Origin of the sequence: Pseudoalteromonas ulvae UL12 (assembly GCF_014925405.1) — a bacterium.
GTDB classification, from domain to species: Bacteria; Pseudomonadota; Gammaproteobacteria; order Enterobacterales; family Alteromonadaceae; genus Pseudoalteromonas; species Pseudoalteromonas ulvae.
The window spans coordinates 387,495-408,502 of record NZ_AQHJ01000035.1 but is presented as its reverse complement, the minus strand read 5'-3'; the positions used below and the strand labels follow the sequence as shown (position 1 = coordinate 408,502).

The window sequence follows — 21,008 nt, the reverse complement described above, 5'->3', positions numbered from 1 at the left end:
AGTTCAGGGCATTTTTATAGCCATTTTTACAGTGTGTTAGGGGCTGCCAATTCGGTGTATAATCGCCGTTTGCTTTTTAATTGGCTTTATTATGACAAACACTGCACGCATCAAACAGGGTCTTCACCCACGAAACGCTCACAATTTAGGCTATGATTTTGATCTTTTAACTAGCCACTTGCCTGAGTTAACTCCGTTTGTCATCAACAATCCAGCGCAGCAAAAAACTATCAATTTTACAGACTCTCTGGCTGTAAAAACCTTAAATAGAGCTTTATTACACGCCCATTATGGTATTACTTTTTGGGATATTCCTGCAGGGTACCTGTGCCCGCCCATCCCTGGTCGCGTTGACTACATTCATTATTTGGCCGATTTATTAGCCGAAGATAATCACAACATCATTCCAACCGGCAAACAAATTACCGCTTTAGACATTGGTACTGGTGCGAATTTAGTTTATCCACTGACAGGGCAACATTGCTACGGCTGGCAATTCACAGGTACAGATATCGACCCCATATCCATCAAAGTTGCTAAACAGCTTATTCTATTTAATCAGCTAAAAATTAAATTAAAGCTTCAAAAAAATCAGCAGCATATTTTTGATGGTGTCGTAAGCGACAAAGACTTATTCACCTTCTCAATGTGCAATCCCCCTTTTCATAACTCGTTAGAGCAAGCGCAACAAGGCACAGAGCGAAAATGGAAAAATTTGGGTAAAACCCCTAGCAATGAGCTTAACTTTGGCGGCCAAAATGCCGAGCTTTGGTGTGAAGGGGGAGAGCTTGCATTTATCAGCACCATGATAGAAGAAAGCAAACACGTCGCCGATCAGATTATTTGGTTTACAAGTTTAGTGTCAAAAAAAGAACACCTTGAAGCACTCAGAAAGCTGTTAAACAAACAAGGAGTCAAAGAAACAAAAATCATCGATATGGCACAAGGCCAAAAAGTAAGCCGTATCTTGGCATGGAGTTATTTTGGTGCTGCTGAGCGTGCTGAGATTTTCGAGCAACTCGCCTAAAAGAGGTTGTCTTTAATCGTATCTAGTTTTAACGCTTTGATTAATTTCAAAGCGTTAAAATAAGCCTAGCTGCTGATCTTTTTTCATCATTTTAAATATAGGCACGAGCTTATCAGCAATTGCTTGATGTTTTTTGTCCAACCATAAATAAAATTTAATGCCACCTAAATCTAATCCTTTAGCGTCAACATTATCAATATCATATTTTTTCATTAATAAATTAGCATAAACAGGTGTCGATAACGTTGCATCTACTCGGCCTTGCGATACCATCAAAAAGCTTTGCTCCCACCTGAGTACTTCAAAAGTCTCAAAAGGGAATTCAAGTTGGATGCTCTTAACAAATCGCGCGCCACGAGCTGTCGCTACGGTTGTAGTTAAAAGATCGTCATAACTGTTAAGCTGTGTCTCTTTGCGCGCATAGGCTTTAATTTCCATTTCACCATAAGCTTCAGGCACAGCAATAAAATTCGGCACATACTGATCATACTCTGCAATACGAATTAACTCGCCATCAAAGTGGCCTAATTTCGATTCTTTAGTTGCCCTAGCGGAGGGAAGTTCAATAAACTCAACTTCAATACTCAATTGTTTAAACGCTTCTTCAACAGCGCTTTCAAGTAATGGAAAAACGATCTTCACTTCAGGCGAAACAGACAATGTTAAAACAGGGCTTTTCGCTTGAACAAAAGGTGTAAAAGACAATCCTATCAAGCACAGTAATACTCTAAACAAAGCTCATCCTTTATCTTCAATAGCGTGCACTTAGTATGGTAAAGAGTGCACTCTTTTTCAATGAAGTGAATAAATTAGCTTATGACCGCCTCTAATGTTTCCAATGCTTTTTTATAGTGTTTACGACAAACTGACACATAACGCTCATTACCACCAATTTCAACTTGCTCCCCATCAGCAATGGCAACACCTTGCTCATCAGTGCGTAAAACCATATTGGCTTTACGGCCACAATGGCACACCGTTTTAAGCTCAATGAGTTTATCAGCCCAAGCCAATAAATATTGCGCACCAACGAACAGTTCCCCTCTGAAATCTGTTCTTAGTCCGTAACATAAAACAGGGATATTCAGCTTATCAACCACATCAGTCAGTTGATTTACCTGCTTTTTGGTTAAGAATTGGCTTTCATCAATCAATACACAGTCTACTTTTTTACTCTGATGGAGCGATTGAATATCGAGATAGATATCACTTTCAGGTGCAAACAATTCAGCCTTTGCACTTAAACCAATCCGTGAACTGACTTGCCCTTGACCATAACGGGTGTCAATGGCCGCAGTAAAAATGAGCGGGTTCATACCACGCTCTTGATAATTAAAAGAAGATTGTAAGAGTGTGGTTGATTTACCTGCATTCATTGCAGAGTAATAAAAATACAGTTGGGCCAAAATAAGTACTTAATGAAAACGTATGTGCCTCGATGCTACAGAATATAACTGCAAAATAAAAGTCGGTAACCACGTTTAACACATGTACCGACTTAGGGGTTGTTGATCTTTCGTGATGATTTTTGCAGCGAATTGTTGGGTATTGATACAAGGCAGCGCTTTTGTGGTGTAGCTAGCGATAACGCAGTAGAAATAGCCAACAAACGCTGCCCGAAGGGTTCGGCTAAAAGCGTATTTCTCTTTGTTGAGCAGTATTTGCTTAGAATGACTAGGCTACACACTGCTCGCGGTGATAAAAACGCTTTTATATCGAACAAAATTCAACCGCAAAAGATCAACAACCCCTAGTCAAAGGGAAAGAGGAATTAAGGTCGTTTAAAAATCATCCATCGTTAATAGACTTAATGGTAAACCGCCGCCCACAGATTCTACTGCTGCGGCGCTATAAATTTTTCCACCTTCGAATGTCAACATCACAGGACCAATCGCTGCATCCTTCGTACCTGCGACTGTAGCGGTGACATAATACGAACCAGGATTTAAACTGACATAACCTGTCTCAGCTTTAAACGGCACATTGGTAAATGCGGCGGTATCATCACTGATGTCACTATCCGCAGTCACGTACAAATCAACTTCAGGTGCATTAGGCGAGGCATGAAAAATGCGAATTTTCGCTTCTGTGGCAACGCGTCTGGGCATATCCACAAGCGGCCATGCTGCTTGGCTTGAATCGGCAAGTTGGCCCGCTACAAAGACCGAGTAATGCATGCCTTTTTCGAGAGTCACATCGGCATCAACAACATAAGTACCCATTGCAGCACTAGGCTCAACTTTAAAATTGTAATCGCCCTCAGCTAAAGGTAAATAATCGCTGGCAGCTTTAAAAGGAACATTTGTCAACGCTGTGATTGTATCATTGACCACCAAATTGACTTGCGGTGCGTCAGCAACTGCATGTATAGCACGCACATGACTGCCTGCATTTTTATCTAAAATAACACCTGTTGAATCGTTACCCTGTGCGAGCAACATTACCGGTGAGCTGCCTGTTTTAGTATTTGGCACAGCGGCCACTAACAAATCAGCTCCAGCAGCTAAAGCTAAAGTACCCGAGTCATACACCACATCTTTTTGTCCCGCTAAGGTAATACGAATTTGGTAATCTCCGGCGGCGACATCTAACACCTCACTATTTACCTTATAGCCAACAGCACTCAAAAGCGGGCTCTCATTTGTAATGACTACATCAGGTGCAGTCACATACACATCGACCTCAGGTACACCCGGCGCAGCATGCAAAACTTGTAAACGGATAAAGCCCGCCGCCAACTCACTCATTTCTCGGCTAAGCACCAGCGGCTCAAGTGTGTTATCGGCCACGCTACCCACTGCAACCACTGAATATTGCATATTGCCATCAAGGGCTAAATCAAGCGGACCAATCACTGTTGCCGTATCTGTCGGTAAGATGGCATCAACCGCAACCGTATACGTTGCTTCGTCCAGCTCAAAATAAGTAGAGCCAACCGCATAATCGACCCCTTCTAACACAGCGCTATCATTCACAGTCACATTTACTAGCGGTGCATCCGCCGATGCATGCAGCACGCGTAGGTATGTTTTTTCCACAGGAGCCGGGGCAGGCGCTGAAGGCGTGACGTCTACTTTTTTATTGTCATCATCATTACATGCGACTAAAACAGACGCGAATGCAAGCAAGCCTAAGTTTTTTGCGAGTTTGTTCATTTTGTTGCCTATCCATTGTGTTAAAAAATCATTAATAGATACGCCGTTATATTTTTTCAGATCATTTATTTTAGGTGTTTTTTATTTCAATCAATTCTATTGTTCAAACTTAAGAATATATAAAACCACCCAGACGAGATGCAGATCAGACTTTTTATTTAGTCGCTTAAATCTGTTGAATAAAATAGGATGCTCTGTCATGCAAAAGGTTATTTTTTGGATTAGCGTCTCTTTCAACTCTTGATTATTGCGCTCGCGCTGAGCTGCTCTTTTACTTCATCATACTGAGCCAAAGTGTGGCTAAACCTCAAAATTTATCAAAAGAAATAAACCAATTAATCAGATCAATCACGTATGAAATATCCGTAAATCAGTCCCTTAAATAGGCTTTATTTACATATCTGTTTATTTTTGTTCTACACTTTGAAAAAACATAAACGATCACGGTACGATGGGAAATATTACAAATCTAACAATCCAACTGAGCAAACCTACATTATCAGTCAGTGCAAAATTAAAGATTATCTGTAAAGCAATAAAGCAGTTAGTCCCCAGTGCTGATCGGGTGAGCTTATGGGCTTTTACCGAACAAAAAAGTGAAATATTTTGCTTAATGTGCCTCAATGAAGCCAACGAGTTTGAGTTTGGGCAAATACTGAAAAAGAACCAATTCACTCCATATTTTGACTACATTTTACAAAACCGCATTCTCAACGCAGGTGATGCTCGCACCCATACTGTTACGCAATGTTTTACAGACAGTTACTTTGAGCCACTGAACATTCACTCCTTGCTTGACCTAATTTTTCACTATGATTTTGTTCCAACTGGCGTGATATGCTGTGAACATACTGAGCAAGCAATCGAGTGGCAAGAATCAGACATCACTGCATTACAACGCATTGCCAGTCTCACTACATTATTTTTTGCCAAAGATATTGCAGAAATCGGACTCTCCCAATCAGAATTAACTGCAGCATTAAATCAGCCTTAAACAAGCGTACAAACACTATGATCTTTAGCTGCTCATTGTTTAATTGAACTGATAACCAGCATTTTTTCTTTTCAATCATTGAAATCCAATAATCCCGTCACAAAAGTGGAGGACACTATTTCGAGTCATTAGCTTAGTGAATATGACTATTGTATGCAAAATTTAGCGCGGTATAATGCCGACTATTTGATTGATTGGAATAATGATGCCTGTTGATGATCTTGCTTTAGCTTACGTTCAGCTCACTTTAAATATCAATGAACACCACGATGGGTATGTGGATGCTTTTTACGGCCCGAAGGAATGGTTATCTAATATTCAAAAATGGCCTCTTGAGGTGCTCGCCCAAGAAGCGGACACTCTCTATCAGAAAGTGACGGCTCTTGAGCAATCTCGACACTCTTTAGCTCCAGAGGCGAAGTGTCGCATTCATTCATTAAAATGCCATTTATTTGCCGCCAAGACATTTATTGCTCAGCTACAAGGGCACACCCTGAGTTTCGACGAAGAATCTTGCGCTTTGTACGACGCTATCTCTCCTCACCATTCAGAGCCTGATTTTGACACATTACTTGCCGAGCTTGATGCGGTTTTACCCACAGAACATAACGGCCAGCAGAATTTAAATCAGCGCTTAACTGCGTACCGTAGTCAGTTTATTATTCCAAAAGAACACATTGCAACTGTGTTCAATACAGCCATCAATAAAGCCCGAGCACTGACACTGCAACATATCCCTTTACCTGAAAATGAAAACTTTGATGTTGAATTAGTCACAGATCAAGTATGGAGTGCCTATAACTGGTTTAAAGGTGATAGCTACAGTTTAATAGAAGTGAACACTGACTTTCCTATTTATATAGATCGTGCAGTCGATCTGGCTTGTCATGAAGGGTATCCCGGCCATCATGTCTTTAATAGCCTCATAGAGCAAAACTTATATAAAAAAAATGGCTGGGTTGAATACTGTATTTATCCACTCTTTTCGCCGCTTTCTTTACTGGCCGAAGGCAGTGCCAATTATGGTATTGAAGTGGTTTTCAGCCAAGCAACCCGCATGGCTTTTGAACAAGACGTGCTCTTTCCACTGGCGGGATTAGATGCCAGTGAAGTGCCCCGTTATTACCGAATTCTCGCCATTTTGCAAAAACTCAGCTATGTCGACAACATGGTCGCACGGCGCTACCTCGATGGTGAAATAGACGCTGAACAAGCCATCAGTTTATTAATGAAATACGCATTAACGGATGAGAAAAAATCCACACAACGACTCAAATTCATCGAACAAAACCGCAGTTATGTGATCAATTATAATCTCGGTCAAGATATGACCAAAGCGTATGTTGAGCGTATCGTGCAACAACAAATCAAGGCGTTAGACTCAGTTTCGGCCACACAAGTAACAGCAATACGCTGGGCTATTTTTGCCGATTTATTACGAAACCCTCGCTGCGCATCACTGCTAAAATAAAGCAGTGCAATAATTCCGATTCCTTGATAGCTACATTTTTATATCTTTAATTTTGCCTATTCAAGCGTATTTAAAAATCACTCCCTAAGGTGAAGGTTAATTCAAGCTTCACCTTTTATTAACATATGACTAAAATTCATTGAAAATACAATGAAAATACCAGATATATTTTTTATTGCTGCCATGAACACTCTTCTTTTAGCTTGATGTATAATTAAAAAAGCGGTTTCTTAAAGTGGCCAAACTATTGGCGTTCAGTCTAAAAATCTTTTATCGTCAAATCCGATTTCAAAAGCATCAAAAACTGCTTCAAAGTAAGTTTTTTGCATCCTTAAGATTCTTATATCTTCATTCTCTTTGGACAAAACAATCATAAATTCAGCGTCCTCTAAGAGTAATACGTATCTAACTGACGCTTCATTAATAAATTTGACTACTAACAAGAATTGTAATCTTTATTAGTAGTTCGTTTTTTATACATCATCATTCGTACCTAAAAAATAATTTATTTAACATATTGACCCGAAACAGAAACAGAAACAGTAGTAGTGTGAATTTTGACCGTTAGAGTCACAACATTAAGACAACAGGATATACAAATGAAAAATACAAAACCATTCGCGTTTGCAGCGGCAAACAAAAACCAAGTGAAACAAGAAAAAAAATGGCAAGCTGACAATAAAGCAGCTACTGCGGGTTGTTCAGGACCTTGGGCTAGAGGCGATCATCGCTGGTTAGGTCGCGATAATGGTATTTGGTGCTAATCACTCAATATCACTTGCGACAATCTTAATTTGAGGTTGTCGCTTTTCATTTTTTATATCAATACAATTGCTATCAATCAAAGCGCACCCACTTACAGTGTAAATAAATATAATAATAACAGATACTTTCAACTGGTACCGAAATGAAAATTCACTGACGTAGCCTAAGAAAGTGTATTGGAGCGTTCGATGAAAACCATTTTAATCATTAGTAATACTCAGGATTATCACGTTGATAAGGTTCTCGACATCCTGAATAAGAATCATACCAATTACTTTGTTTTGAATCTTGACCGATTTCCACAGCAGTATTTATTAAATCAAACTTCGTGTAACACAAATTTCTCTTCAACATTAGAAAACACAGACACAAAACAGCGTGTATCTCTCTCTAATATTGGTGCTATTTGGCTTCGTAAACCAGCTGATTTTTCATATAAACAAATAGACATGGAAAGAGCAACTTTACAGTTTGCAAACCAAGAGACGGAGCATGCATTATTTAGCGCTTTATATTCTCTCGATTGCTTTTGGATTAGTCACCCAAAGGACTTGCGCGCATCCATGTGGAAGGGAGAACAATTAAAAAGAGCCTCAAAGCTTGGATTTAATATACCCGATACATTAATTAGCAATGATCCGGAAAAAATCAGAGCTTTCTATTTAAAACATAAGAAAGTCATCTACAAAGTCATGTCTGATCCTGTAATTAATGGAGGTAATTTACCAAGCCAAGGTGTTGCAACAACACTAATTGACGAACAGATGCTGGAAGATACTGATTCACTTCGATTGCTACCCAATCAATTTCAAGCTTATATAGAAAAAGCCTATGAATTAAGGGTGACCATAATCGCAGGTAAAATCTTCACCGCAAAACTCGACTCTCAATTACACCCCGAGACACAAATAGACTGCAGAAATCTAAATATTCAAATCCCAATGTCTTCTTACGAATTACCTGAAAAGGTAGCACTAGCTTGCTTAGCATTTGTGAACAGCTATGGATTAAATTACTCAGCTTTAGATTTTATTGTCACACCGGAAAGTGACTATGTTTTCTTAGAAAATAACCCTAATGGTCAATTTATGTTTATCGAAGAAAACGTACCAGAACTTGAAATTACCCATACGTTAGTAGAGACTTTAGAAAAGGCGTGTAGACAACATGCATGATTATAACCAAAAATTACAACAAATTGCCAATCCCATTATAGAAACATTAAACCAGCAATCTCCTGAACAAGCCACGTTAATTATAGCTGCATCACACCTTGAAATGGATCTTTTACCTGAATTATACAGCCACCTAAATCGCTTAAAATCTGCTGATACGTTAAATGTTTTACTTTACACTCGAGGAGGCGATATCAATGCAGCTCGAAGGATCGCATTGTTGCTCCATGAATTTTGTCACAACCTCAATATCATCGCCCCCTATCATTGTCAGTCATCAGGAACCTTACTGGCACTTGGCGCTAAAACAATTTATTATTCGCCTTTGTCTATTTTTACTGCCATCGATCCTCACTTACATGGCAATCAAGGAGATCAGAGCGCCGCTTTATCGAGTGCCGATATCAAATTATTTAATAATATGTCTCAGGATTGGTTTAACACTGAACTTTCCGATAAAAGTAATATGTTAGCTATGCTTTGCGATCACATATTCCCTCCTACTTTAACTTCATTTTATCGCTCTGTACTTGAAGTTAAAGAGATTGCAAAAGAGTTATTAACTCATACTGGTCAACATTGCGAGATAACTCAAAATCGCATTATTGACACGCTAATGTTTAGTTTTCACAGCCATGATTATGCTGTTACAGGAAAGCAATTGTTTGAACTCGGTTTGCCTTGTGAAAATAACCACCAGCTAAACAAAACTGTTTGGCCCCTTGTTGAATATTTCAACCAAAACCTAGGTGGTGGGAATCGTTCAGACCTTGAGCAAGCTTGGTGTAATAGCACGATTGTTTCTTCAACTAAGGTGAGTAGCCGTTGGAAAGACATGAAAGGCCTCAATCCTAGTTGGTCAGTTAATACGGGTTGTCTATAAATGCCATTAATCAGTTGTTTTTTTGCAATGGTGATAGCGTTTACATTTATCTACGCTGGTATAAAAAAATATAAAGTATTCGATGAGTTTCAGTCAACGCTCGAAATGACTTTTAAAATACCTACATCTATCAGTAAATTTGTTGCTATATCGGTTATTTCATTCGAGCTATCTCTGTTGCCTATCTTTATTTTTGGTCCTAATGACTTACTCATCTACCAAATTATTTGTTTTATGATGTTTATATTTTTCTGTATCCCTCTTTACGCTGTCCTCACTAAAAAAACTATCCAGTGTAACTGTTTTGGACAAAGTAGTGCATTAGGTTGGGAAGATTTACTACGAAATATGATGTTATTAATCGCAAGTGTTTTCTTATGTATTTCCCCTCCATTGCCAATGTTTTATTTATCAATAATTATCATAATATTACTGGCGCTGTGTTTAGTCGTACTAATGATTAATTTAAAGTCTATAAGCGCTTTTATAAGGCCGGAATAAATATGCAACCAACTAATGAATGGCAATTTATTATTGCATTATTAAGTTTTTTCGTACTTGTGAGTATTTCACTTAATCTCATCATATTAAACAAGCTAGTCAAAGCAAAAGCACAACTTAGTGCACCAAATTTTGATATAGATACCTTTCCTTCTTTAATCGCCACCAACCTTTATTCGCGAGGAAAAATAACAACTGAAATAACGACACCTAGCGCTCTAGTTTTTTTGGCGACCAATTGTCCAAAATGCAAAAGTAAACTTTCCATTCTTGAACAATTACACATTAAGACACAAGCAAACGGGGTTAACCTGCAAATCATTTTACATGATCAAATGAAAAACATAGAGTCGTTTTTTAATGGCTCTCCCTTAATTAAAGCGATTTGGCAACTAAGTTATTCTGATTATAAAATGATTAACCCTCATGAATTATCACCTGCTTATTTATTTATTAATGAGCTCAATGAGGTTGAAGGACAAGGAAGTATTGATGATGATAACTGGCGTTTTTTCCAACAGCAAATTATGGATGAAAGTTAATGAATCAATCTGATCATATCCAGCGTTTAAAACTGATCGCGCCTTATAAAAAAGAAGTTTTTTTTGCTTTGTCTATTATGTTGGTTACTGCAGTTGCGCAATTGGCTCTCCCAAAGTTAGTTAATTATTATGTAGATGGACTCGCCCCTGCTACATTATTCGCATCTTTTCATTTGTACACCCTACTCGCTATCATAGTATTTTCCCTATTGAGTGCAGTCAGATTTTATTTATTTGAACGGCTAGGGATTAAAGTTGTCTCTCATTTTAGGCTCACTATCCATAAAACTTTACTCCATAAAACCGCTAGTTATTTTGATGCTATAAACATAGCAGAGCTTGCAAGCCGCATAAACGCTGATACACAAATGCTCAAAGACGCACTAACAACAAGTGCAGCTCAAGCAATACGCGCAACAATTATAACTATTGGCTGCATCATCATGATGTTTACGCTATCAACAACACTCTCTTTAGTTTTACTGTTTTGCATTCCTACATTTATTTTTGCTACAAAACTATTAAGTAAAAAAATAGAGCCGCTTTCGGAGCGTGAACAAGATGCCTTAGCAAAAACAAATAAGATTGCTTTTGATAATTTAAATGGTCATACGCTAATCAAGTTATACAGTTGGTTTGGCTCAAGTCAAAATAGATATCACAATACAACCCAGTCTTATATTACATGTGCAAAACGTACTATATCGGCAATCGCTGTTTTTCAGGCTTTTTTTAATTTTCTTATTTTTAGTAGTTTAATCATAATGCTCATTCTCGGCAGTCACCTCATTAAACAAAATACACTGACTATTGGGGAGCTTGCATCTTATGTACTTTATCTTGGTATGGCCTTTACTAGCCTTAATTCATTAGCAAGTTTTTGGGCGGAGTGGGTCCACACTCTAGGCGCCACCCGTTATTTATTTCAATTATTAGATAACGATAACGATGTCGAGCCCTTAGCACAATCTAAGCGACGGTTTATCGGGGATATTCGATTTCGTGATGTTAGTTTCTACTATCCAAATAAACCAGAAAAACACATATTTGAAAAACTTAACATCCAAATAAAACAAGGGCAAACAACCGTCATCAGTGGCCCATCAGGTAACGGTAAATCAACTCTTGCTAAACTGCTTTTAGGTTATTATTTGCCGACTAATGGGGAAATAATGATTGGAAATCACTCCTTAAACAAACTCTCTATTGCATGCTTTCGAAAAACCATTGCTTATGTTGAACAAGAACCCATTATGTTTTCATCATCTATAATAGAAAACCTTATTCCTGAAGCCACAAATACACCAACACCAGATCAAATGAACCGAGTTATCAGTGCATGCAAAAAAGCCAACGCTCATGATTTTATTGAGCAACTTCCTGACGGATATTTTACTCAAATTTGTGATAGAGGAAATCAACTTTCAGGTGGACAAAAACAACGCATCGCAATTGCTCGCGCTATTTTACATGAACCAGAAGTGGTCATTTTGGATGAATATACGAGCGCTCTTGATATCGAAAACCAACAGGTAATTGAACAAGCAATGCACAACTTGCTAGTTAATAAAACGGTGATCATTATTTCGCATAAACAAGAACATATCGCAAATGCCGATAATTTAATTTTATTATAATCACAGTCTATGTTTGCTCTGAACTCCTGCTTTCCTTTCAGTGCATCCCTAGCTACATTTTCTCACAACTTCACTTTTGCTGCTTTGTTACACTCATTGTCAGTCACAATGGATTGAAACAAGATTAAACACATGGCACCTAACACTTCATCACGTATCCTTGGTTTTGATATCGCTCGCGCATTCGCGGTGTTTGGAATGGTGATCGTAAATTTTAAAATTGCCATGGAAGCGCAAACGGGTGCTGCTTTTTGGTTAGGGTTTGCCAGTTTATTTGAAGGACGCGCCTCTGCGTTGTTTGTTATTTTGGCAGGCTTAGGTATCAGCCTGATGACCAAAAAAGTCCGGCTTGAGCCCCATAAACCCCAAATTCGTGAAGCCCAAGTCCAGCTACTTAAACGCGCTTTGGCATTGTTTGTGATTGGCCTTGCCTACACCCCTATTTGGCCCGCTGATATTCTGCATTTTTACGGCGTGTATTTTGCGATTGCCGCGATGTTGTGTTTTTGCTCTGATCGGACTGTGTTACTTAGCTGTGTTGGCTTTGTACTTGGCTTTGTGGCGTTACTGCTGGTGTTTGATTATGACCAAGGTTGGGATTGGGCTAGCCTCACCTACACCGATTTATGGACTTGGCAAGGCTTGCTGCGACACATGATATTTAACGGCTTTCATCCTGTTTTTCCTTGGGCGGCTTTTTTATTGTTTGGCATGTGGCTTGGGCGAAAGCCACTCACTGATCCTGTGGTGCAACAGCGCTATGCCATCATTTCACTCGCGATACTGATATTCACTGAGCTCAGTTTGTTGGGGTTACGTGTGCTAGGCGAACAACACTTTTCAATGCCCGTTGAAACAATTAATACATTGTTAACCAGCAATATTATTCCACCACTCCCTCAGTATATGCTTTCTGCAGGCAGCAGTGCTGTGTTCATTTTAATGCTCTGCTTAGGCCTTGGGCAGCGGTATTCACATTTATGGTTGATCCGAAGTTTATACCGCACAGGCCAGCTCTCACTGACGCTTTATATTGCTCACGTATTTATTGGTATGGGGTTACTTGAGGCGTTTAATTTACTCTCAGGCCAATCTATTGAGATCGCGCTGCAAAGTGCCTTGATTTACTGTTTAAGCGCACTGGTGTTTAGCGTGATTTGGCTTCGATTTTTTACACTCGGGCCCTGTGAGTGGATGTTTAAAAAGATAACGCGTTAGCCTAGCGAAGAAAATCCGGCGACTAGCGCAAAACTCGGGGCTATTTGCCTCTATCAGCTCACTCAAAATTGAGTTTTCACTCTAATTTATTCATTTTCAATACAGAAACTGACTGTTCAAACATCACTTTTGATAAAAACTCACAAATACCCAATACAGGTATTGACAGCGATGTCATTTATCAACATTATGTTCACAAGTAACACCTTGCGCACATTTGATTAACATAAATGGTACATTTTGATGGCTAAGCATTAATGCTGATTTGTGCATACTGCGCCAATCATACGTCAGATTGAGGTGATCTATTTCTCATCCAACCAAAAGGATTATTCCTATGTTTAAACTGAGTCTTATTAATGTGGTCATTGGCACCTCGCTGGCTGCGAACTGTTATGCAATGAACCCACAAATAGATCCGAATAATCCGGATGGTTATATCGTGTCGCGCGCTCAAATCAATGCAGCGCAAGACGCAAAAACCCCAAACCCTATGTATGATATCTGGGCGAAAGCACTCGAAACACGTCCTAACAGTGTGGTTGAGGGCATTCGCCCGGGTTCTGCGACAAATCCCGAAAATGTCAAACGCGTTGAGCGTGTCTTCCCACAAAGTGAGTGGGATTTTTTAACGCAAATGGCCGCACCTGAATATACCTACACCCGATTTTTACAAGCCATCGGTAAGTTTTCTGCCTTTTGTGGCGATTACACTGACGGTCGCAATGCTGACGAAATCTGTAAAAAGTCAATCGTCACTGCCTTTGCCCACTTTTCGCAAGAAACAGGTGGCCACATTGCTAAAAGTAATACTTCCGATAACCCCAATGGCCTCGAAGAGTGGCAGCAAGCGTTAGTGCATGTGCGTGAAATGGGCTGGTCAGAAGGGCAACCGGGCTACACCACAGGCTGTGGCCAAAACGATTGGCAAAATAAACGCTGGCCTTGTACACAAAATCAAGGGTATTTTGGCCGAGGTGCCAAGCAGCTTTCGTATCACTTCAACTACGGCATGTTTTCTGAAGTGATGTACGATGGTGATGCCACTGTCTTACTTAAAAACCCAGGTTTAGTTGCTGATTCTTGGCTCAATTTAGCCTCTGCCATTTGGTTTTTCTTAACCCCACAAGCGCCAAAACCGGCCATGCTGCACGTGATTGACCGCACTTGGACGCCTTCGCAACGAGAAACCGATGCAGGCATAGGATATGGATTTGGTACCACCATCAATGTCATTAATGGCGGCATTGAGTGTGGCTCACAAAATAAAGACAAAGGCCAGCCCGTTAATCGGATCCGCTATTGGGAAGGACTGGCAGCGCATTACAACATCACTATCGAAACCGACGAAGAAAACACCTGTTTTCAACAAACACCTTATGGCAGTTTAAACCTCAATGGCGCCACCGATGTGCTTTACACCAACTGGGATGGCAACTGGAAATATTATGCCGACCGACCTGGTGGTTTTTCGTTTGAATGTGAGTTAGTGGGCTTTCAAACAGCTTACTCAGCGTTAGTACCGGGCGATTACGAAAAATGTGTGACTAACTTTTATGGCTCGCATGCCAGCTGGCCAACCATAAGAGTTGTTGAAGAAGATTTAACGCCGCCAGTGGTAGAGCCACCAGCGGGTGGAATTGCCGCTTGGTCAGCCAATAAAGTGTATCTCAAAGGCGACAAAGTTAGCGTGACAGTCAACAAGGTAACGACTCACTATGAAGCAAAATGGTGGACCAAAGGTGATGCCCCTGCCAATGGCGGCCCTTGGCAAGCAATCCCGTAAATTATAAACATCCCTAAGACGTTTATTTGAGCCAAATCCGCAGCATTCGCTGCGGATTTTTTTATCTCCCCATCATGAGCATAAAACACAAAGCGATGGAGACATTTCTCCGCGCTATGCCGTCGCTTTTTTGACCTTTTTCATCGCCATAGTTCGCTTAAGCGGCGACAAATAATCGATAAATAACTTACCTTTTAAATGGTCAATTTCATGTTGCATTACTATCGCCAAAAAGTCATCGCTATTTATGGTGATGGCTTGACCTGTGCGGTCTTGCGCCACCACTTTAACTTGTGTAAAACGGCTCACTTGTGCACGATAATTGGGCACTGACAAACAGCCCTCTTCGCCTTTTTCTGGGTTATCACCACTGGCTACCACAGGGTTAACCAGCACTAGTGGCTCATTACGCTCTGGGGAAATATCAATCACCACGACCGCTTGGTCGCTGCCAATTTGTGTAGCTGCTAAGCCAATGGCATCTTCGGTGGCATACATAGTATCGAGCAAATCATCAATTAAAGGCTGAATAGCACTCACATCCTCAACGTGTGACGCCACAACTGTTAAACGCGGATCCCCTGCGGTTAAAATTTCTCTTACTGCCATGTGCATTTCTCTTCAAATCGGTTCATTTCTGGGGCTTATCATAACAAAGTTGCTCACGATTACATACGACGCACTCAAACACACAACCAACATCACGCAACGTTAATTTTTTTCATATGAAAAACAAGGCAATAAGCAGTATTGTTGAGCATTATTTAGGATCGGCTTTAAAGGAATATCATGAAACTTGCTGTTAAAACCCCCCATCTGTTCAGCGCTTGTTTGTTGTGCTTGAGCCAATTCATGCTTGGCTGCGGTGGCTCTAATTCACCGTCCTCTCAGCCCACACTTCCCACTCAAGTGAGTCCACCAGCCAATATCGAAGTCAGTGGCATCACTTATCAACCTTGGACCCACAGTGACTTAACTGTGTACGTTTCAGATCAGCGCTTAGCTTCAGCCGATAACACCACGATGCTGGATCTGATCAATAACCTTACAACACTGAGCGATACGTTCGCGGTACATCGTCAACCGTGGTTAATTCATCTCCATGAACAAAGCCCAGCAATCGCAGTGCAAGCTGGTTATTTTTATTTGCCCGTGAACGCTAATGACAGCGCTGCCGAACACACAGTTCAATTAATAAGCCAGTTAATCTTAAATAAACGCCACTCGGTCAATAACAACGGCCAAGCACTCACATTAGCCGATGTACTACTTAGCCAAGCGTTTGCATCACTAATCGCCCAAACGCAATTTGACATTGAGAACCCGTATCAAAACCTGACCCACAATGAAGCCGACTTTATTGCACTACATACTGTACTTAGCGAGACAGCCAAGCAACCTTTTAGTCCAACATCACGCTGGCTTGTTGGGGACTCCCAATTGAACAGTGGTATGGGCAATGCCCTGATGCAACATGCGATTAAACAAGCCCATATTTACTACCCCGGCAGTGATTACATTAGTTTATCAACTTTGCCACTTGCGTCTTTTTTACCGTTTGTAACCCATAGCGCAGAGCTGCCTATGCCAATCAATGAGGTGACCTTGCGCACCCCTGATATCAGCGAATACGATCAAGTCCCTGCCAGCGAAATGCACCAGCTGCAACTCACACACCCTACGTATTACTTGCATGGTTTACATGATAAAAAAGAAGTTGCATTGAGCTTTGACGATGGCCCATCCACCCATACCGCTGAAGTCCTTGAAGTACTTGCCAAACATCAAATTCAGGCCACTTTTTTTGTGCTTGGGCAAAATATTCAAAACCGCCACCCCGACATACTCGCCATTCATCAACACGGCCACCTCATTGGCAACCACAGTTATCGCCATACCGACAGCAGTACCATTAGTGATCATTCACTTTTGTGGCAAAACGAAATCATTAACACCAATGACATCATTTTTAACTTAGTCGGCTACGCGCCAAGACTCTTTCGCCCGCCTTATGGTCGTATTCGTAGCGATCAAATCGAGTATCTAGCCAGCCGAGGCATGCGCACCATTAATTGGTCTATCGACACTCGTGATTGGCACACCCAAGTGGTGAATCAGCAAGACATTGAGTTTGCTGCCAGCCACTACAGCCATCCCGAAGCGGTGATTTTAATGCACGATGGCGGCGGCAACCGCAGCAATACCGTCGCAGCCCTTGAAAACATCATTCAACATTATCAAAACGAAGGTTATCGGTTTGTCACGTTAGATACATTATTGGGCATTGGCAGAGCACGCTAGCTTTGCCTTGCCTTGCCGCAAACACATTGAGTCCCTTTAGCCAAAACTACTGGATACTCCTTGTATGTTTTTAAAGCAACCTCATAAGTACCTGTTTACACGAATAAAGTTAGTTGGCATTATTGGGACTAATTTAGCGATTAGGTCATGTAAATCATGAGCGAATACTGCAACCAGATAAAGAGCGAAAAACACAAGATCAAATCTGACACCTTGCTTATTTAATCAAAGCACAAAAAAAACTAACGACTCTCTCATAGGAAGTAAACAATGGACGTTAATTTACAAGAAATAACTAAAGACAATTGGGTTGATATGATTGACCTTGAAATCACAAAAGAACAAGAAAAATACGTTGCCCTTCCAGCAGAAGCAATTGCAGCTTCCAAATTTTATGATTATTACGTTAATCGCGGCGTTTACTTGGGTGATAAACCCATTGGTTTTATCCAGTATTATCCTAATTTTGACGATGAAAAGCCTAACGAAATTTTCATTGACCAATTGCTGATTGATGTCAGCTTACAAGGTCAAGGATATGGCTCAAAAGCAATTAAGTTAGTATTAGACGAAATCAAACAATTAGACGGCTTTAATTCAGTCTCTATTTGTTACGTCGAAGGTCACGACTTAATGAAAAAGTTCTTCGAACAGTTCAGTTTTAAAGTTGTTGAGCAAGATGAATTTGATGAAACCATCATGGAGTTACATTACGCCTAACAGGCTATCTATGACACTCAACTATTTAAAAACAACATTTTGGGGCTCATTGCCTTTTGCATATATTGGTTATGTATCCTTGGTATCATTTAATCTGTTACGAACTAAAGTATGCCGCATCAGAGGTTATTTCCTTTACCCAACAAGGTTGGTAGCGTTTTTAAAGAACGTGAAAAGAAGGTCGATTTAAATGACTTTGATTCTATTGCCACGATGACTAAAAAATAATGGTGCCCGCTTCTCATAACAAATCTATCAAGGCAGCTACACAGAGTTAGCAACGCACCTTAATTTAACACACTAATTTCCCCCTTTTGTTAGGGCATTTATATTCAGGATAAACATGCACATTTCATTACAAGATATAGATCAATCAAATTACGAGCCTGTCTGCGAGTTAGACGTGACAGAGGCACAAGAAGACTATGTGGCGTGCAATATGTGGTCGCTTGTCGAATCCCATTACAACTCAAGCCACACTTGCAAAGCTATTTACTGTGACAACGCGCCGGTTGGTTTTTTTATGTGGGTGCAAGAATCCGCATCAAAAATTTCGATTTGGCGTTTCATGGTAGACAAAAATCATCAAAACAAAGGGATTGGTCGAGTCGCTCTGGCGCAGGCCATAAACGCCATCAAAGACACCGCAAACCTCAAAGAAATTGAAATTTGCTATAACCCGATGAACCCCGTCGCGAAGGATTTTTATTCAAGCTTTGGTTTTGAAGAAGTTGGCATGGATGAGGATGGTGAAGACATGCTCGCTCGAATCACTCTTTAAAGCCATTAACTTCGCTATCAAACATTGCTTGCGTTATTTGCACGCAAATTCAGTGAGGTTAAAGGATTATTTTTTATCATTACTGACACTCTCTGACATCCCCTCGTGGTTTACTTGTTGTCGTCAACAAACGACATCAAATACGGAGATAATTATGTCAACTAACGCAATTGAAATCGTGCAATTTACTTTAAAACAAAGCGCTGATTTAGCTCAATTTGAACAAGCAAACTCAGCTTTTCAGCAATTTATCGATCAACAACCTGGTGTGTTGTATCGCTCTTTAGCAACACACCCAGACACAGCACAGTATGTTGATGTGGTGTACTTTGAAACCATGGCTGATGCAAAACGCATTGGCGATGCGTTTATGGAACACCCTATCTGTCAGCAATTTTTACAGCTGATAGAAAAAGACAGAGTCACGTTAGCGCGTTACAATGCAGTGAGCCAAACCCCGTGTGAACAAAGCGCCTAAGCGCTCAATCAAAGGGTAAAATCCCAAGGAAAATGGTGTGCATAAATCTGAACGATTATTTCAGCTGGTCAACATTCTAAAAAGTCGTCGTCTTGCTATTAGAGCGTCTGATTTAGCTGCTCGTTTAAACGTGTCAGAGCGCACCATTTATCGTGATATCCAACACTTACAACATTCTGGCGTACCCATTGAAGGAGAAGCTGGGATTGGTTATGTGATTGATGATTATGATCTTCCTCCCATGATGTTTACCTTAGAGGAACTTCAAGCTTTATTACTGGGCAGTAAAATGGTCAGTGCTTGGACAGATCCGGTTTTGGCCGAAAAAGCACACAGTGCCATCACAAAAATAGAGGCGGTACTTCCTGATAATTTAAAGCAACACACCGCCGATCAACCTTATTTAGTTTCTGGCTGGAGCCATAGCTCAGCACATCAGTCATTTACCTATACATTACGCCAAGGGATAGAACAAAAACGATCAGTGAACTTACATTACAGCGATGCCAACAATCAGCTCACAACCCGCACGGTAGAACCATTAGGATTGGTTTATTGGGGTGGTAAGTGGACACTCGTGGCCTATTGCCAACTCAGAAATAACTACCGCGAGTTTAGGCTCGATCGAATTCAGGATGCGCATTTATCAGCAGACGCATTTTGTTTAAGTAAGGAAAAAAATCTCGACCATTATGTCGCGCTAATCAAAGCGCAATATGGCGACTGTTAATCAAACCAGCAGCGTCAAACCTCACAGTTTGCCAGTTAAACCCTCAGTTAAACCCTCAGTTAAACCCTCAGTTAAACCCTCAGTTAAACCCTCAGTTAAACAGCAAAAGTAACCCCACACCACGTCGATTAAACCGCCGATAAAAAAACAATTAAACCAATAAACACTTGATAAATAAAATTTAAAATGGATACTAAAAAATAAAGACTCAATAACCCTAGGAGGATTCGGTGAAGGTAAAATGGATGTTTATTGCTTTAATATTGTGGGCAGCACCAGTCTACGCAATTGATGTGCTCGCGTTATATAAAGACGATCAAGCCGTTCGGACTCACCTAAGGACACTTCCTAAAAATGAAGTGAAAGAGTATATAACGCAAGTCATGCTGCCTGGCGATCAAGTGAGACTTGAGCAGGTCGAGCAATTAATAAAAACAACAGAAAATTTATCCTCCGAAGAATACTTTGCTGCGGCCATGATCATGCAACATGGTTCAGATCCTGCGCATTATAAAATGGCCATGGAGCTGTCGCAAAAAGCAAGAGCCCTTGACCCCAGCAATAAAAATGCGAGCTGGTTATCATGCGCCGCTGAAGATAGACACCTGCAAAAAATTGACCAGCCTCAAATCTGGGGAACGCAATTGTACAGAAAAATGAATGCCGAAGGGACACATGAAATTTACTACTTAGAAAATTTTGACAAAAATGCCCGCTCAGATGAACAACGAGTGCAATGCGGCATCCCTACTCTGGCAGGAATAGAAGCTAAACTCGAGAAAATGGCCACCTTAACAGATAGAAATAAACAATACCGACTATGGAAAACAGGTACTTAAGCCCT

The 21,008-nt window shown here is 40.4% G+C and carries 21 protein-coding genes; 17 read left to right on the top strand and 4 right to left on the bottom strand.

Translation table 11 applies throughout. From position 1 onward, the window contains the following. Positions 1 to 88 precede the first annotated feature (88 nt). On the top strand, positions 89 to 1,027 hold the full coding sequence (rlmF, locus tag PULV_RS19865) for a 23S rRNA (adenine(1618)-N(6))-methyltransferase RlmF (protein ID WP_405127514.1): 939 nt from the start codon (positions 89 to 91) through the stop codon (positions 1,025 to 1,027). Between the two features lie 54 nt (positions 1,028 to 1,081). On the opposite strand, the gene PULV_RS19860 is transcribed toward rlmF, so the two are convergent. The 3 genes from PULV_RS19860 to PULV_RS19850 all read right to left on the bottom strand — a co-directional run bounded on the left by PULV_RS19860 (position 1,082) and on the right by PULV_RS19850 (position 4,182). Then, positions 1,082 to 1,762: a type 2 periplasmic-binding domain-containing protein gene (locus tag PULV_RS19860; protein ID WP_193332903.1), complete on the bottom strand. Its 681-nt coding sequence runs from the start codon at positions 1,760 to 1,762 to the stop codon at positions 1,082 to 1,084. A 74-nt stretch (positions 1,763 to 1,836) separates the two neighbouring features. Continuing rightward, the gene (locus PULV_RS19855; protein WP_193332902.1) at positions 1,837 to 2,433 is read right to left on the bottom strand and encodes a thymidine kinase; all 597 of its coding nucleotides are present in this window, start codon (positions 2,431 to 2,433) and stop codon (positions 1,837 to 1,839) included. Between the two features lie 375 nt (positions 2,434 to 2,808). After that, a complete protein-coding gene (locus PULV_RS19850) occupies positions 2,809 to 4,182 on the bottom strand; it encodes a DUF4397 domain-containing protein (protein WP_193332901.1) in 1,374 nt (457 codons plus the stop codon). A 451-nt stretch (positions 4,183 to 4,633) separates the two neighbouring features. Between PULV_RS19850 and PULV_RS19845 the strand changes: the two genes are divergently transcribed. From PULV_RS19845 to PULV_RS19805, 10 genes are all read left to right on the top strand, one after another. Then, on the top strand, positions 4,634 to 5,176 hold the full coding sequence (locus tag PULV_RS19845) for a GAF domain-containing protein (protein WP_086745481.1): 543 nt from the start codon (positions 4,634 to 4,636) through the stop codon (positions 5,174 to 5,176). Positions 5,177 to 5,378: 202 nt separating this feature from the next. Then, positions 5,379 to 6,647 carry a hypothetical protein gene (locus tag PULV_RS19840; protein ID WP_227009466.1) on the top strand — a complete coding sequence of 423 codons (1,269 nt, stop codon included), beginning with the start codon at positions 5,379 to 5,381 and terminating at the stop codon, positions 6,645 to 6,647. A 599-nt stretch (positions 6,648 to 7,246) separates the two neighbouring features. Continuing rightward, complete coding sequence (locus PULV_RS19835; protein ID WP_176365229.1) at positions 7,247 to 7,411, top strand: hypothetical protein; 165 nt, start codon at positions 7,247 to 7,249, stop codon at positions 7,409 to 7,411. A 189-nt stretch (positions 7,412 to 7,600) separates the two neighbouring features. Then, entirely contained in the window at positions 7,601 to 8,587 is a 987-nt protein-coding gene (locus PULV_RS19830) for an MvdC/MvdD family ATP grasp protein (RefSeq protein ID WP_193332900.1), read from the top strand. Next, positions 8,580 to 9,470: an SDH family Clp fold serine proteinase gene (locus PULV_RS19825; RefSeq protein WP_193332899.1), complete on the top strand. Its 891-nt coding sequence runs from the start codon at positions 8,580 to 8,582 to the stop codon at positions 9,468 to 9,470. Before PULV_RS19830 ends, PULV_RS19825 begins: the two co-directional genes overlap by 8 nt. Next, complete coding sequence (locus tag PULV_RS22155; RefSeq protein ID WP_086745477.1) at positions 9,471 to 9,971, top strand: MauE/DoxX family redox-associated membrane protein; 501 nt, start codon at positions 9,471 to 9,473, stop codon at positions 9,969 to 9,971. A 2-nt stretch (positions 9,972 to 9,973) separates the two neighbouring features. Next, the gene (locus PULV_RS19820; RefSeq protein WP_086745476.1) at positions 9,974 to 10,513 is read left to right on the top strand and encodes a hypothetical protein; all 540 of its coding nucleotides are present in this window, start codon (positions 9,974 to 9,976) and stop codon (positions 10,511 to 10,513) included. Then, a complete protein-coding gene (locus tag PULV_RS19815) occupies positions 10,513 to 12,150 on the top strand; it encodes an ABC transporter ATP-binding protein (protein ID WP_193332898.1) in 1,638 nt (545 codons plus the stop codon). Before PULV_RS19820 ends, PULV_RS19815 begins: the two co-directional genes overlap by 1 nt. A 132-nt stretch (positions 12,151 to 12,282) precedes the next feature. Continuing rightward, positions 12,283 to 13,368, top strand: a complete 1,086-nt coding sequence (locus PULV_RS19810) for a DUF418 domain-containing protein (RefSeq protein ID WP_193332897.1) — start codon at positions 12,283 to 12,285, stop codon at positions 13,366 to 13,368. A 337-nt stretch (positions 13,369 to 13,705) separates the two neighbouring features. Then, on the top strand, positions 13,706 to 15,154 hold the full coding sequence (locus PULV_RS19805; RefSeq protein ID WP_193332896.1) for a chitinase: 1,449 nt from the start codon (positions 13,706 to 13,708) through the stop codon (positions 15,152 to 15,154). A gap of 114 nt (positions 15,155 to 15,268) precedes the next feature. Here PULV_RS19805 and def read toward each other — a convergent pair whose 3' ends face one another. After that, positions 15,269 to 15,763 carry a peptide deformylase gene (gene def, locus PULV_RS19800; protein WP_193332895.1) on the bottom strand — a complete coding sequence of 165 codons (495 nt, stop codon included), beginning with the start codon at positions 15,761 to 15,763 and terminating at the stop codon, positions 15,269 to 15,271. A gap of 180 nt (positions 15,764 to 15,943) precedes the next feature. On the opposite strand from def, the gene PULV_RS19795 reads away from it, so the two are divergent. The 6 genes from PULV_RS19795 to PULV_RS19770 all read left to right on the top strand — a co-directional run bounded on the left by PULV_RS19795 (position 15,944) and on the right by PULV_RS19770 (position 21,003). Next, complete coding sequence (locus PULV_RS19795; RefSeq protein WP_193332894.1) at positions 15,944 to 17,455, top strand: polysaccharide deacetylase family protein; 1,512 nt, start codon at positions 15,944 to 15,946, stop codon at positions 17,453 to 17,455. A gap of 270 nt (positions 17,456 to 17,725) precedes the next feature. After that, positions 17,726 to 18,175, top strand: coding sequence for a GNAT family N-acetyltransferase (locus PULV_RS19790; RefSeq protein WP_193332893.1), 450 nt, complete (start codon positions 17,726 to 17,728; stop codon positions 18,173 to 18,175). A 343-nt stretch (positions 18,176 to 18,518) separates the two neighbouring features. Beyond that, on the top strand, positions 18,519 to 18,956 hold the full coding sequence (locus PULV_RS19785; protein ID WP_193332892.1) for a GNAT family N-acetyltransferase: 438 nt from the start codon (positions 18,519 to 18,521) through the stop codon (positions 18,954 to 18,956). Between the two features lie 154 nt (positions 18,957 to 19,110). Next, a complete protein-coding gene (locus PULV_RS19780; RefSeq protein ID WP_193332891.1) occupies positions 19,111 to 19,434 on the top strand; it encodes an antibiotic biosynthesis monooxygenase family protein in 324 nt (107 codons plus the stop codon). 37 nt (positions 19,435 to 19,471) lie between these two features. After that, positions 19,472 to 20,164 carry a helix-turn-helix transcriptional regulator gene (locus PULV_RS19775; protein ID WP_193332890.1) on the top strand — a complete coding sequence of 231 codons (693 nt, stop codon included), beginning with the start codon at positions 19,472 to 19,474 and terminating at the stop codon, positions 20,162 to 20,164. A gap of 245 nt (positions 20,165 to 20,409) precedes the next feature. Next, positions 20,410 to 21,003, top strand: coding sequence for a hypothetical protein (locus PULV_RS19770; protein ID WP_193332889.1), 594 nt, complete (start codon positions 20,410 to 20,412; stop codon positions 21,001 to 21,003). Positions 21,004 to 21,008: the final 5 nt, after the last annotated feature.

Bases quoted from the DNA above. Each gene is read 5' to 3' on its own strand.
- PULV_RS19835 (WP_176365229.1), top strand. From the start codon at position 7,247: ATGAAAAATACAAAACCATTCGCGTTTGCAGCGGCAAACAAAAACCAA.
- PULV_RS19820 (WP_086745476.1), top strand. From the start codon at position 9,974: ATGCAACCAACTAATGAATGGCAATTTATTATTGCATTATTAAGTTTT.
- PULV_RS19770 (WP_193332889.1), top strand. From the start codon at position 20,410: ATGTTTATTGCTTTAATATTGTGGGCAGCACCAGTCTACGCAATTGAT.
- PULV_RS19810 (WP_193332897.1), top strand. From the start codon at position 12,283: ATGGCACCTAACACTTCATCACGTATCCTTGGTTTTGATATCGCTCGC.
- PULV_RS19815 (WP_193332898.1), top strand. From the start codon at position 10,513: ATGAATCAATCTGATCATATCCAGCGTTTAAAACTGATCGCGCCTTAT.
- PULV_RS19840 (WP_227009466.1), top strand. From the start codon at position 5,379: ATGATGCCTGTTGATGATCTTGCTTTAGCTTACGTTCAGCTCACTTTA.
- PULV_RS19830 (WP_193332900.1), top strand. From the start codon at position 7,601: ATGAAAACCATTTTAATCATTAGTAATACTCAGGATTATCACGTTGAT.
- PULV_RS19780 (WP_193332891.1), top strand. From the start codon at position 19,111: ATGTCAACTAACGCAATTGAAATCGTGCAATTTACTTTAAAACAAAGC.
- PULV_RS19850 (WP_193332901.1), bottom strand. From the start codon at position 4,182: ATGAACAAACTCGCAAAAAACTTAGGCTTGCTTGCATTCGCGTCTGTT.
- PULV_RS19795 (WP_193332894.1), top strand. From the start codon at position 15,944: ATGAAACTTGCTGTTAAAACCCCCCATCTGTTCAGCGCTTGTTTGTTG.
- PULV_RS19825 (WP_193332899.1), top strand. From the start codon at position 8,580: ATGCATGATTATAACCAAAAATTACAACAAATTGCCAATCCCATTATA.
- PULV_RS19805 (WP_193332896.1), top strand. From the start codon at position 13,706: ATGTTTAAACTGAGTCTTATTAATGTGGTCATTGGCACCTCGCTGGCT.
- def (WP_193332895.1), bottom strand. From the start codon at position 15,763: ATGGCAGTAAGAGAAATTTTAACCGCAGGGGATCCGCGTTTAACAGTT.
- PULV_RS19845 (WP_086745481.1), top strand. From the start codon at position 4,634: ATGGGAAATATTACAAATCTAACAATCCAACTGAGCAAACCTACATTA.
- PULV_RS19790 (WP_193332893.1), top strand. From the start codon at position 17,726: ATGGACGTTAATTTACAAGAAATAACTAAAGACAATTGGGTTGATATG.
- PULV_RS19785 (WP_193332892.1), top strand. From the start codon at position 18,519: ATGCACATTTCATTACAAGATATAGATCAATCAAATTACGAGCCTGTC.
- PULV_RS22155 (WP_086745477.1), top strand. From the start codon at position 9,471: ATGCCATTAATCAGTTGTTTTTTTGCAATGGTGATAGCGTTTACATTT.